Annotated in this window: 13 protein-coding genes and 1 pseudogene; 7 read left to right on the top strand and 7 right to left on the bottom strand. The window is 68.9% G+C overall.

What is annotated here, in order from left to right; all coding sequences use genetic code 11:
• Positions 1-74: 74 nt before the first annotated feature.
• Positions 75-785 (top strand): TetR/AcrR family transcriptional regulator C-terminal domain-containing protein, encoded by a 711-nt coding sequence (locus tag AB0M45_RS06305; protein ID WP_364323521.1) that lies wholly within the window; start codon positions 75-77, stop codon positions 783-785.
• 64 nt (positions 786-849) lie between these two features.
• On the opposite strand, the pseudogene AB0M45_RS06310 reads toward AB0M45_RS06305, so the two are convergent.
• Positions 850-942, bottom strand: a pseudogene (locus AB0M45_RS06310) (excalibur calcium-binding domain-containing protein); the annotation flags it as partial.
• 233 nt (positions 943-1,175) lie between these two features.
• Here AB0M45_RS06310 and AB0M45_RS06315 point away from each other — a divergent pair.
• Positions 1,176-1,832, top strand: a complete 657-nt coding sequence (locus AB0M45_RS06315) for a 2OG-Fe dioxygenase family protein (protein WP_364323673.1) — start codon at positions 1,176-1,178, stop codon at positions 1,830-1,832.
• An 85-nt stretch (positions 1,833-1,917) separates the two neighbouring features.
• Here AB0M45_RS06315 and AB0M45_RS06320 read toward each other — a convergent pair whose 3' ends face one another.
• The 6 genes from AB0M45_RS06320 to AB0M45_RS06345 form a co-directional block, all read right to left on the bottom strand.
• Complete coding sequence (locus AB0M45_RS06320) at positions 1,918-3,639, bottom strand: urease subunit alpha (protein WP_364323522.1); 1,722 nt, start codon at positions 3,637-3,639, stop codon at positions 1,918-1,920.
• Positions 3,640-3,810: 171 nt separating this feature from the next.
• The gene (locus AB0M45_RS06325) at positions 3,811-4,122 is read right to left on the bottom strand and encodes an urease subunit beta (protein ID WP_364323524.1); all 312 of its coding nucleotides are present in this window, start codon (positions 4,120-4,122) and stop codon (positions 3,811-3,813) included.
• A 37-nt stretch (positions 4,123-4,159) separates the two neighbouring features.
• Positions 4,160-4,462: an urease subunit gamma gene (locus AB0M45_RS06330; RefSeq protein WP_062967452.1), complete on the bottom strand. Its 303-nt coding sequence runs from the start codon at positions 4,460-4,462 to the stop codon at positions 4,160-4,162.
• A 79-nt stretch (positions 4,463-4,541) separates the two neighbouring features.
• Complete coding sequence (locus AB0M45_RS06335) at positions 4,542-4,931, bottom strand: PaaI family thioesterase (protein WP_364323675.1); 390 nt, start codon at positions 4,929-4,931, stop codon at positions 4,542-4,544.
• Positions 4,932-5,030: 99 nt separating this feature from the next.
• Complete coding sequence (locus AB0M45_RS06340) at positions 5,031-5,822, bottom strand: carbonic anhydrase family protein (protein WP_364323525.1); 792 nt, start codon at positions 5,820-5,822, stop codon at positions 5,031-5,033.
• A gap of 417 nt (positions 5,823-6,239) precedes the next feature.
• Positions 6,240-6,947 carry a hypothetical protein gene (locus tag AB0M45_RS06345; RefSeq protein WP_364323527.1) on the bottom strand — a complete coding sequence of 236 codons (708 nt, stop codon included), beginning with the start codon at positions 6,945-6,947 and terminating at the stop codon, positions 6,240-6,242.
• A 125-nt stretch (positions 6,948-7,072) separates the two neighbouring features.
• On the opposite strand from AB0M45_RS06345, the gene AB0M45_RS06350 reads away from it, so the two are divergent.
• The 5 genes from AB0M45_RS06350 (at position 7,073) to AB0M45_RS06370 (ending at position 11,697) form a co-directional block, all read left to right on the top strand.
• On the top strand, positions 7,073-8,119 hold the full coding sequence (locus AB0M45_RS06350) for an iron ABC transporter permease (RefSeq protein ID WP_364323529.1): 1,047 nt from the start codon (positions 7,073-7,075) through the stop codon (positions 8,117-8,119).
• A 145-nt stretch (positions 8,120-8,264) separates the two neighbouring features.
• Positions 8,265-9,356: an iron chelate uptake ABC transporter family permease subunit gene (locus tag AB0M45_RS06355; protein ID WP_364323531.1), complete on the top strand. Its 1,092-nt coding sequence runs from the start codon at positions 8,265-8,267 to the stop codon at positions 9,354-9,356.
• Positions 9,353-10,267, top strand: coding sequence for an ABC transporter ATP-binding protein (locus AB0M45_RS06360; protein WP_364323533.1), 915 nt, complete (start codon positions 9,353-9,355; stop codon positions 10,265-10,267). The genes AB0M45_RS06355 and AB0M45_RS06360 overlap by 4 nt, the downstream gene beginning before the upstream one ends.
• A 52-nt stretch (positions 10,268-10,319) precedes the next feature.
• Positions 10,320-10,715, top strand: coding sequence for a BlaI/MecI/CopY family transcriptional regulator (locus AB0M45_RS06365; protein WP_364323534.1), 396 nt, complete (start codon positions 10,320-10,322; stop codon positions 10,713-10,715).
• A 43-nt stretch (positions 10,716-10,758) separates the two neighbouring features.
• The gene (locus AB0M45_RS06370; RefSeq protein ID WP_364323536.1) at positions 10,759-11,697 is read left to right on the top strand and encodes a M56 family metallopeptidase; all 939 of its coding nucleotides are present in this window, start codon (positions 10,759-10,761) and stop codon (positions 11,695-11,697) included.
• Positions 11,698-11,761: the final 64 nt, after the last annotated feature.

Here is an 11,761-nt window from a genome sequence, read left to right on the forward strand (position 1 = left end):
GTAGCGGTGCGCACGGCAGCCGTCAATGCTCCGGCCTTACGTTGTACGATCTCGGCGACGAAGGGAGGACGCCAGTGGCCGCGCGAGTCGATCCGGAACCCGAGCCCCGTGTGCGGCTCAGCAGAGAGCGCGTGCTGCGGGCCGCGATCCGGATCGCCGATGAGCACGGAATCCAGTCGGTGACCATGCGCCGGATCGGCGACGAACTCGGCGCCGAGGCGATGTCGCTCTACTACCACGTGGCCAAAAAGGACGACCTCCTCGACGGCATCGTCGATCTCGTCGCTCGAGAGATCAACGATGCCGTTGAACAGATCGATATAGCGCCCTCGGCAGCCGACTGGAAGACATCCGTGCGGCAGCGCATTCTCACCGCACGCGAGGTGCTGTTGCGCCACCGATGGGCACCGGGTTTGTTCGAAACACGGACCAACGTCAGCCTGGAGGTGCTGCGCTACTACGACGCGCTGCTCGGCCTGATGCTCGCGGGGGGATTCTCCTACGACCTGGCCCACCACGCGATGCACGCGCTGGGCAGCCGGGCATTGGGATTCACCCAGGAATTGTTCGATCCCAAGGACACCGGTGCCGAATCCCGGACCGAAGCCGAGCTCGCCGCGATGGCCGAGCAGTTGCCGAATATCGTCGGAATGCTATCGGAGATCGCACATGACGACCCCGACTCGACATTGGGTTGGTGCGACGATCAAACCGAGTTCGAATTCGGACTCGACTTGATCCTCGACGGCTTGGACAGAATGCGCGACGGCCACCAACAGAAGTGAGCCCGCGAGCAACCGGCGACCGACCCGCAGGTCGGCAACATACGAAATTCGGTCGGACCAAAGGTTATTCGCAGGCAATCCCGTCATTGTCGCGGTCGAGTTTGGAACTGTAGCCGGGCTCGCCCCGGCGCAGTGGTGCCGCGCCCGCCGCCCGAGCGAGGTGACCCGCATGCAAACCTGACGGCCCGGGTGTACGGCGATTCATCCTGTTTGCCCAGCCTCTGTGGGGAATTCTCACGGCATAGGCCAAGGAAGGCAGGACCCATCGTGCAGAAAGACTCTTACGATTCGCGGAACGTTTCCAAGGCTGCTCCGTCCATCGAAGGGCGGTCGGCGGACGAGCTGGTAGAGGTCGCCCGCAAGGCTTTGGTCTCCGATGGCACCCACGTGATGCCAGCTGCTGTCACCACATCGTGTCTCGGCCTCGAAGAGGGGGCCTGGGACCGCTTCGGTACCCACTGGGAAGCGCTGGGCACGGACAAGTACGCCTCCGAAAGGGGCACGCGCAGGCTACGCCGATATGGATGGTTCTCTCGCACCGCAGCGACGGGGCAGATCGGGCTGCTGCCGCAGGTCTCCTTCGTTCAGCCGGAGAACAGCAACCCGCTCTATATCGGCGTGGACCGCACCTTCGAGCCCCTGACCGAGTCGTTCGTGGCCGACCCCGTCTTCCGCGCGGTGTTGCGGTTGCTCGGACGGTTGGCGACGGCGCTGGACAACCCACCGGAGTGGAATGCGAAGGTGCATCCTTTTCGTGTCATCGCATCGGCGGACACGGAGGGGTTGCCCACACCAGAGGGCATGCACCGCGACGGTGTCACCCTGGTCTCTTCACTCCTGGTCTGGCGGCACAACGCCGCCGGCGGTGAAAGCTCCGTGCTCGACCAGGACGGACGACAACTACTGACCACCACCCTCTGCGAGCCCGGCGACCTGCTGATCGGCGATGACCGTCGCACCCTGCACGGCGTATCGCCGGTCCGTCCGCTGGACCCGACCCGCCCCGCCTACCGCGACGTCCTGGTAGTGACCTTCGCCCCCGCCTGACCACCCCCTCGATTCGTGCGCGAGTGGCACACCAGCGAGCACCCTTTCCGTGTTTCGCCACCGCCATGTGCCACTCGTCGGCGGGTCAGAAGAGGAAGTAGCGCTGGGCCATGGGGAGTTCGGTGGCGGGCTGTTCGCGCCAGACCTCGCCGTCGATGCGGACGGTGAAGGTGTCCGGGTCCACTTCGATGCGGGGCATGGCGTCGTTGTGCGGCATGTCCGTCTTCGTGACGCGGCGGACGTTGCGGACCGGCACCAGTTCACGCTGGACGCGCAGGCGGTCGGCGAGTCCGTCCTCGATCGCCTGCTCGGAGACGAAGTGCAAGGAGGTGGCCGCGGCGGGGCCGGGGGCGGCGCCGAACATCGGGCGCGGCAGCACGGGCTGCGGTGTGGGAATGGAGGCGTTCGCGTCGCCCATCGCGGCCCACGCGATCGCGCCGCCCTTGAGCACGGCATGCGGGCGGACGCCGAAGAACGCGGGCTCCCACAACACCAGGTCGGCGAGTTTACCCACCTCGACCGAGCCGATCTCGTGATCGAGGCCGTGTGCGATAGCCGGGCAGATGGTGTACTTCGCGACGTAGCGCTGGACTCGGGCGTTGTCGGCCGCGCCGTCGCCGGGCAGCGGACCGCGGCGGCGTTTCATCACATGCGCGGTCTGCCAGGTGCGCAGCACGACCTCGCCGATGCGGCCCATGGCTTGCGAGTCGCTGCCGATCATCGAGATGGCGCCGAGGTCGTGCAGCAGATCCTCCGCCGCGATGGTGGACGGGCGGATGCGGCTTTCGGCGAACGCGAGATCCTCCGGGATCGACGGGCTCAGGTGATGGCACACCATGAGCATGTCCAGATGCTCGTCGAGGGTGTTGACGGTGTGCGGGCGGGTCGGGTTGGTCGAACTGGGCAGCACGTTGAGATGCGAAGCGACGGTGATGATGTCGGGCGCGTGCCCGCCGCCCGCCCCCTCGGTGTGGTAAGCGTGGATGCCACGACCCGCGATCGCCGCGAGAGTGTCCTCGACGAAACCGGCCTCGTTCAACGTGTCCGAGTGCAACGCCACCTGCACGCCCGCCGCGTCGGCGACGGTGAGGCAGGCGTCGATCGCGGCAGGCGTCGAACCCCAGTCCTCGTGCAGCTTGAAACCCGATGCGCCGCCGCGCAATTGCTCCCACATGGCCTCGGCGCTGACGGTGTTGCCTTTGCCGAGCAGCACGATGTTCAGCGGCCAGCCGTCGGTGGCCTCCAGCATCCGCGCCAGATGCCATGCGCCGGGTGTCACCGTGGTGGCCTTGCTGCCCTCGGCCGGTCCAGTACCGCCGCCGATCAGCGTGGTGATGCCGCCGCCGAGCGCCTCGTCCATCAGCTGCGGGCAGATGAAGTGCACGTGACAGTCGATGGCGCCCGCGGTGAGAATGCGGCCATTGCCCGCGATGATCTCGGTGGACGGGCCGACGACCAGATCCGGGTGTACGCCCGTCATGGTGTCGGGGTTGCCCGCCTTCCCGATGGCACTGATCCGCCCGTCGCGAATGCCTATGTCCGCCTTGATGATTCCCCAGTGATCGATGATCACCACGCCGGTGATCACCGTGTCGGGGGCGCCCTCGGCGCGGGTCGCGCGGGACTGGCCCATGGATTCACGCAGCACTTTCCCGCCGCCGAACACCGCCTCGTCACCGGCGCGCCCCGGACCGCCGCTGCGGTCCTCGGTGATCTCGATCAGCAGATCGGTGTCGGCCAGCCGGATCCGGTCCCCCGTTGTCGGCCCGAACAGCTCGGCATACCGTGCCCGGCTCAGCTCACTCATCGCGCGATCTCCGATCGTCGGTGCGAACAACTCGGCATACCACCCCGCTGAGCACACTCATTGCGCGATCTCCGATCGTCGGTGCGAACAACTCGGCATACCACCCCGCTGAGCACACTCATTGCGTCCCACCTCCAGGACCGAATATCTGCGAGCACTGCAACGTCCCGGCTAATCATCGAGACGGCCGGGCGGAGTCAGGGTGATCCCGTGGACCTCGCGGGCGCCGCCGAGCGGCACCAGCCGAACGCGTTGCCCGAGTCCCGGTTCGAAGCGCACCGCGGTCCCGGCCGGGATGTCGAGCCGACGGCCGTGCGCGGCGTCGCGGTCGAACTCCAGCGCCTGGTTCGCCTGCGGGAAGTGCACGTGGCTGCCGACCTGCACCGGCCGGTCGCCGGTGTTGACCACATCGAGCTCGATCCGGTCCGCCCCGGAGTTCAGTTCGATGACGCCCTCGGCGCAGAAATACTCACCGGGGATCATGCCGCGCCTCGGGACGCTGGTGGCGCATGTCGCCCTCCTAGCCGATCGGGTGGTGGACGGTGACGAGCTTGGTGCCGTCCGGGAAGGTCGCCTCGACCTGGACGTCGGGAATCATCTCCGGCACGCCTTCCATCACGTCGTCGCGGGTGAGCACCGTGCGCCCGGAGGACATCAGTTCGGCGACGGTGCGGCCGTCCCGCGCGCCCTCGAGCACGTGGTCGGTGATCAGCGCGACCGCCTCCGGATGGTTCAGCTTCAGTCCGCGTGCCTGCCTGCGCCGGGCCAGCTCGGCGGCGTAGCTGAGCAGCAGGCGCTCCTGCTCATGCGGTGACAGTCGCATCCTGGCTCCTCACCGGGTCGCAGTGGCGGGGTGACGGACATTCTGGCACGCCCGTTCCGCCGTCGCCGGACGAGCGCGCTCAGGAACGGTGCGGCAGATTCTGCAACCGCACTTGGCCGCGGGCGACGGCGCGGTCCTGCTCGTCGGTGATGACGACCTGCCACAGCTGCTGGAGCCTGCCGCGGTGCAGCGGGGTGGCCTCGCCGGTCAGCGTGCCTTCGCGCACCGCGCGCAGGAAGTCGGTGTTGTTGTTGACGCCGACTACCGTGCCCTGGTCGCCGAACCAGATACCCGCAGCGATGCTGGCGAGCGTTTCGATGACGGTGCAGTACACGCCACCGTTCTGGATACCAGCGGGCTGGTAGAGGTGCGGTTCGACGACCCACTCACCGCGCACGCGGTCGGGAGTCAGCTCGGTGTAGCGCAGGCCGATCAGGTCGGCGAAGGTGCCTTCGCTGTATTCGTGCATCTGCTCGACCGTGACGCCCGCCAGCGAGCCGAACCGCTGAGTCTCCTGCTGTGTCATGCGTTCACTGTCGCATAGCGGGCAGCGCCGGTCGCAGCGGCCTCATCCGCCTGCCAGCGTGACCGTCCGCCCGTTCAACGGCTGGGTCGGCCGGTTGCTGTGCGCGAACATCGTCCGGTATCGGTCCGCGTCGGCCGCTGCCACCGGGACCGGAGTGCCGAGCACCGTCCAGGACACGCCCTCGCTGCACGGTGGCGTGGTGAGCGAACCCTGATACCGGAACTGGTCGAGGACACCGGGCAGTAGCGCGCGCAGGTCGACCGGACCCGCGACGGTGATCTCCGCGTCCACGGCCTCCGGGGCGAGGGTGAGGATCGGGTCGAACGGCGAAGGGTCCGGCGTGGCTTGCATGAGCACACCGAGTACGGCCACCCTGCCGGCCGCGCTCTTGTGCACGAAGTGCACTTCCATCGTCGTGCCCGCGCCGTCCAGCGTGTGCTCGCTGGGCAGATGGAAATGGAACTGCGCCAAGTCGAACGGCACGCCGTCGACCACGATGCGATTTCCATTGCCCGCCGGAAGGTTTGCCTGCACGGTGTGCCCGGTGTTCAGCAGGGTCAGCCCGCGCACCGAGTGGTAGTCGATGGTGATGTGCTCGGACGGCTCGAGTCGCGCATGACTCGGCAGGTCGATCGGTGACTGCTGGTGACCGCTCTTGCAGGTCAGATAGTCCCGGTCGAGGTCGGCCCAATGGTCGGGGCCGTCCGCGTCGTAGCCCCAGTGCGATGCCACATGGGCGGGCGCGCTGCCGGGAATGCCCGCACCGCTGTGTGGTTCCGGCTGCTCGCCACGCCCGCAGGCGAGGAAAGCGAGCACTGCCGCTGTGGCCGCCACGGCCGCGATCGAACGAAAACGGGACCCTCTGACGCTGGGCAAACCGGCACACCCCTCGGACTATTCGGTGAGCCACCGCGAAGGCCTGCCCGACCACGTGCATGGCCTCGTCGACGACTCGGATGCGGTGCGCGGCGCTGCGCATCGATGATCGCGACACGGGCGCGACGATGGACCGCCGACGCCTGCCCGGACGTCGAATACCCTGGCGCTCGGCGGGTTTCACGTTCGTGTCGGCGACAGCGTAGACCCGGGGCGTGACGGCACGCCAGAGTACGGCGCCGCGACATAGTTCACACGGAAGCAGAGCGACGGGCCCCACCGATGGTGGAGCCCGTCGCGGGCAAGGGATCGGGGGTCACCGCAGCCCTCGGGACTCTCTCACGATCCATACGCCGAAACCATTGTAGGTCAGGCTTACCTAACTAAGCAAGTTCCGGATCGGCGCACCGGCAGTCCGCGCTCGGCCATAGCCGCCAGCAAGCCCTGACCGCGCCGCGCGCCGGCGGTGGAATCCGTCCGCGCGAGATCCGGTACGTAAGTCGAAGCGCCCGCGATGGATTCGACGACGAGCGACCAGAACCGGCGGCGGCTCAACCCGGAGCAGCGCGCCATGTCCTCCTCGACGATCGTCAGCGCGGACGCGCAGCGGTGCGCGAGCCAGACGTACATCGCCTCCGCGCAGGGCAGGACGACCACACCCGGCTCAACCGCGAGCGGATCGCCGTCGAGCACGCGAATAGTGGTGTCCGACAAACCCGCCCAGTCGATGCCGCCATCGTTGTCGGTGTGCATCCAGAGGTTCTCCAGGCCAGGGTCCCATGCCCGCCCCTCCGCCACGAGCAGCGCGACAACCCGCCCGGCGATCGCGTGGATCAACGCCGTGGCAACCACTTCCGCGGCGATGTCGGCGCTGATCATCTCCGCCGCGTGACGCCGGTACATGAGTTCGACGCGACCCTCGCGCACGCCGTCCGACAGCCGCCACCAGCGCCGCTTGCCCTGCTCCGCCATCGCGGCCACGGCGTAGACCCGCGGATGCTCCGGTTGCAATGCGCGGAGCCGGGCACAGGCGCGTCCGAACGCCATCGTGGATCGATGGGGCATGGTGATGAGCTCGGTCATTCGAACCTCCTCGGGGATCGGCTCCGCCGCCACGGACATTCGGCCGTGCGCCGTCGATAGCGAAAGATAGGTTAGGCTTACCAGACTTAGCAACCGTACCGCCGACTGAGGAGCAGTTCGTCGCCGTGACCTCCCTTGCCACCGTGAGGCGGCGTCGTCTTTCCGGGCTCCTCGCCGTCACGGCACTGCTGCTGCTCGCCGTGGTGGCCGGTATCGCGGTAGGCGCCCGCTCACTCGCGCCGGGAACCGTGTACGACGCCGTGCACCATGCGCTCACCTGCCCAGGCGGGCCTTTCACCTGCGCGGCCGGTTCGACCGAAGAACAGATCGTGCGCGGTCTGCGTCTTCCTCGGACCGCGCTCGCGCTGGTCTGCGGCGCGGCGCTGGGCATCGCGGGCGCACTCATCCAGGGCTACACCCGCAACCCGCTCGCCGACGCCGGGTTGCTCGGCCTGAACGCGGGCGCGGCGTTCCTCGCCGCCCTGAGCGTGTACCTGTTCTCGTTCAGCGCACCGGAGCAGTACATCTGGTTCGCGTTCGCCGGAGCGCTGCTCGCGGGGCTGGTGGTGTTCGGAACCTCTGCCGTGGGCGGTGGGAAGGCGAGCCCGCTGAGCCTGGTGCTCGCGGGCGCGGCGGTGACCGCGTTCCTGCAGGCGATGACGAATGCCGTCGTGCTGTTCGACGCCGCCGCCCTGGACACCTACCGGTTCTGGGTGGTCGGCACGGTCGCGGGCCGCGACGCCGCGGTGTTCTGGCAGGTGCTTCCGTTTCTGGGAGCTGGAATGCTGCTCGCGGTGGTGGCGGCACCGGGACTGAATCTGATCGGCCTCGGCGACGAGGTCGCGCGCGGGCTCGGCGTGCACGTCGGCCGCAGCCGCGCGCTGGGGCTGGCGGCCGTCGTGCTACTGGCGGGCGCGGCGACGGCGGCGGTGGGGCCGATCGCGTTCCTCGGCCTGGCCGTCCCGCATCTCGCGCGGACGGTCACCGGGCCGGATTATCGCTGGCTGATTCCGTATTCCGGTCTCTTCGGTGCGTTGCTGCTGCTGATCGCCGACGTCCTCGGCCGCATGGTGGTCCGGCCCGGCGAGTTGGAGGTCGGTGTGATGCTCGCCGTGCTCGGCGCGCCGTTCTTCATCGCATTCGTTCGGCACCGGAAGCTGGTGAGCCTATGACCATTTCGCTGCGTACGACCGCATGGCCTCGCCTCGTGCGTCGGGTCGGTACTCCGGAAGCCGGTGAGACGGTGACAATTTCGCTGGGAACCACTGGCACCAGGGTTGCGCCGGTAGCGCTGGCACTGCCGAAGCTGGTGACGCCGTGACGATTTCGCTACGAACAACCAGCGCACGTCCCGCCCTGCGCGTCGGGCCGGTGTCGATGGTGCTGCGGCCGGCGATGGTTCTGACCGTCGCGGTGCTCGCGGCGATCGCGCTCGGACTGCTGTGTCTCGACATCGCGGTCGGCGAGTCACACCTGCCGCTCGGGCGCGTGCTGGACGTGCTGGCCGGAGGCGGCACCAAGGCGCAGCGGTTCATCGTGCTGGAATCCCGGCTGCCACGCGCGCTCACCGCGCTGGTGGTCGGTCTCGCGCTCGGCCTCGCGGGCGCGATCACCCAGTCCATCCTGCACAACCCGCTGGCCGCGCCGGACATGCTCGGTATCACCTCCGGCGCGAGCCTGGGCGCGGTCGGCGTGCTGGTCGTCACCGGCGGCGCGAGCACCGGACTGGCCGCCTCGGTGGCCGCGCCCTCGGCCGCGCTGGCGGGCGGCCTGCTCACCGCCGTGGCCGTCTACCTCCTCGCCTGGGGACGCAGCCCCACCGGCGCGCACGGCGCCACCGGACTGCGGCTGGTGCTGATCGGCGTCGGCGTGAACGCAGTGCTGCTGGCGGCCATCAGCTGGCTGCTCACCCGAGCCAGTCTTGCCGACGCCCAGCGCGCGCAGCTGTGGCTGAACGGATCACTGAACTCGGCCGACTCCGCGCACTCGGCGCCCACGGCCATCGCGGTGGCCCTCGTCGCAGTCCTGGCGCTCGGCTCGGCTCGCACGCTCGCCGCCCTGCGCCTCGGTGCAGAGACCACGCGTGCGCTCGGCGTGCGAATCCAGACCCAGCAGGCCGTGTTGATCGGCGCGGCCGTGGTCGCCGCGTCCCTGGCCACGGCCGCCGCCGGGCCGGTCGGCTTCGTCGCCCTCACCGCGCCGCAGATCGCCCGCCGCCTCCTGCGCACGCCCGGCGAACCGCTCGTCGGCGCGGCCCTGGTCGGCGCGATCCTGGTGATCGGCGCGGATGTCGCGTCGCGCACGATATTTCCCGTCGATCTGCCGGTCGGTGTGGTGACCGCGGCGTTCGGGGGTCCGTTCCTGCTGTATCTGCTCGTGCGCATGAACCGGAAGGCGACGCTGTCATGACGATCGCGGACATCACCCCCGACACCACGGCGCAGGCCGACGCACCCGAGCACCGGCTCGGCGCCGACGGCGTGACCCTCGGCTACGGCGAACGGGTGATCGTCGACGGTCTGAGCCTCGACATTCCTCCGGGTGTGGTCACCACGGTGATCGGGCCGAACGGCTGCGGAAAATCCACGCTGCTGCGTTCGCTCGGCCGCCTGCTGCGGCCACGGGAAGGACGAGTCGTGTTGGATGGCAAGTCAATTTCGACGATGCGGACCAAGGATGTGGCCCGCATCATCGGTATGCTCCCGCAATCGCCGGTCGCCCCGGAAGGACTCACCGTCGCCGATCTCGTCGCACGCGGACGCCACCCGCACCAATCCTGGTTCCGGCAGTGGTCGGCCGCGGACGAAACCGAGGTGATGACCGCGCTGGAGCAAACCGGTATCGCCGACCTGGCCGACCGCGCGCTGGACGAACTGTCCGGCGGGCAGCGCCAGCGCGCCTGGATCTCCATGGCGCTGGCCCAGGGCACCGACATCCTCCTGCTCGACGAGCCGACCACCTACCTGGATCTGGCGCATTCCATCGAGGTGCTCGACCTGGTCGACCGGCTGCACGCCGATCTGGGCCGCACCGTCGTCATGGTGCTGCACGATTTGAACCTCGCGATCCGCTACAGCGACCAGCTGGTGGTCATGCACGCCGGACGCGTCGTCGCCAGCGGCGCCCCGGCCGAGGTGATGTCCGTCGCGCTGCTGCGCGAGGTCTTCGAGCTGGACGCCGCCGTGCTCGAGGACCCGGTGTCGGGCCGGCCGATGATCGTGCCGATCGGCGCGCGGCATGTGCGCGGCAAGGCGGGCGGACCGGATGCCGCGGTGCCGGAATCCGCCGCTATGAGAAATACCACACCAGCTACTGCATAGTTACGACACCCTGTAGTACGCATCCTCGTCGTTGAGTACCTAAGATTGTGGGATGGCAGGTCTTGGTGAACTCGAGAAAGCGGTCATGGACCAGTTGTGGTCGGCCGACGAACCACAGACGGTCCGGCAGGTGCACGAGGCGCTCGCCGCACGCCGTGAGCTCGCGTACACCACGGTGATGACCGTGCTGCAACGCCTGGCGAAGAAGAACCTCGTGGTCCAGCGGCGCGACGATCGCGCGCACCGCTACGCACCGGTGCACACCCGCGACGAGCTGGTGGCCAGTCTGATGTTCGACGCGCTGCAACAGGCCGACGAGGCGGGCAGTCGCGCCGCCGCGCTGGTGCACTTCGTGGAGCAGGTCGGCAAGGACGAGGCTGCCGCACTACGCGAAGCACTCGCTAAGCTCGAAGCAACCGAGGAGGACTCGGCACCGCCGCCGCAGTAGACTCCTCGGGCGCCCTGGCCCCACAACGCAGTGAGCTGAGTCGATGAATGCAACCGCGCCGGTCTTCGCCGGACTCGCATTGCTTCTCGCGGGGCCTGCCCCGGCCTTGCTCAGCCGGGCGACCTGGACCTACCGGACGCCCCGCGCAGCGCTCGTGCTCTGGCAGGCCATCGCGCTCGCCGCCGTGCTCAGCGCGTTCGGCTCCGGATTGGCCATCGCCGCCGAGCTGCTCGTGCCCGGCCCGGACGGTCGCCCCACCACCTCGCCTACGCGCGAGATCGATGCCCTCGGTCTGCCGCTGTGGTCGGCGTACGTGCTCGTGTTCGCGCTCACGCTGCTGATCGGCGGGCGGCTCATCTACGCGATCATCCGGGTCGGCGTGCACACCCGCAGGCGGCGGGCACGTCACCGGATGCTCGTCGACCTGCTCGACCAGAGCGGTCCGCAGCGGCGCGCGGCCGACATCCGGGTGCTGGCCGCCACCGAGCCGATCGCCTACTGCCTGCCCGGTCTGCGCCAGCGCGTCGTGCTCAGCGAGGGCACCCTGACCAAGCTGCCCGACGCCGAGATCACCGCCATCGTCAGCCATGAGCGTTCGCACTTGCGGGCCAGGCACGATCTGGTGCTGGAGGCGTTCACCGCGGTGCACGAGGCGTTCCCCCGGGTGGTGCGCAGCAAGGCGGCGCTCGGCTCGGTGAAACTGCTCATCGAACTGCTCGCCGACGATTCCGCCGTCAAGGTCACCGGCCCCAAGCCGCTGGCCCGCGCGCTCGTCGCGTGCGCGAAGTCCACCGCGCCGCAAGGCGCGCTCGCCGCGGGCGGACCTACCACACTGATCCGTATCCAGCGGCTCAGCGAGCGGATCGGCGACGTGCGCATCGCCACCGCCGCCTATCTAGGCTCCGCCGCTATCCTGGTGGTGCCGACGCTGGCCGTTGCCGTCCCCTGGCTCGTGGAGCTGAGTCGCCTGTTCCACGGCTGACGCCCGGCCACGTATCCTGGACACTCGGCCCGACTTTCCGGTCGGCCGCACCTCTCCCGGCTCT

The organism is Nocardia sp. NPDC051787, assembly GCF_040681325.1.
Lineage (GTDB): Bacteria > Actinomycetota > Actinomycetes > Mycobacteriales > Mycobacteriaceae > Nocardia.

Bases quoted from the DNA above. Each gene is read 5' to 3' on its own strand.
- AB0M45_RS06370 (WP_364323536.1), top strand. From the start codon at position 10,759: ATGAATGCAACCGCGCCGGTCTTCGCCGGACTCGCATTGCTTCTCGCG.
- AB0M45_RS06365 (WP_364323534.1), top strand. From the start codon at position 10,320: ATGGCAGGTCTTGGTGAACTCGAGAAAGCGGTCATGGACCAGTTGTGG.
- AB0M45_RS06335 (WP_364323675.1), bottom strand. From the start codon at position 4,931: ATGCACGAATACAGCGAAGGCACCTTCGCCGACCTGATCGGCCTGCGC.
- AB0M45_RS06315 (WP_364323673.1), top strand. From the start codon at position 1,176: ATGCCAGCTGCTGTCACCACATCGTGTCTCGGCCTCGAAGAGGGGGCC.
- AB0M45_RS06330 (WP_062967452.1), bottom strand. From the start codon at position 4,462: ATGCGACTGTCACCGCATGAGCAGGAGCGCCTGCTGCTCAGCTACGCC.
- AB0M45_RS06360 (WP_364323533.1), top strand. From the start codon at position 9,353: ATGACGATCGCGGACATCACCCCCGACACCACGGCGCAGGCCGACGCA.
- AB0M45_RS06320 (WP_364323522.1), bottom strand. From the start codon at position 3,639: ATGAGTGAGCTGAGCCGGGCACGGTATGCCGAGCTGTTCGGGCCGACA.
- AB0M45_RS06345 (WP_364323527.1), bottom strand. From the start codon at position 6,947: ATGACCGAGCTCATCACCATGCCCCATCGATCCACGATGGCGTTCGGA.
- AB0M45_RS06325 (WP_364323524.1), bottom strand. From the start codon at position 4,122: ATGATCCCCGGTGAGTATTTCTGCGCCGAGGGCGTCATCGAACTGAAC.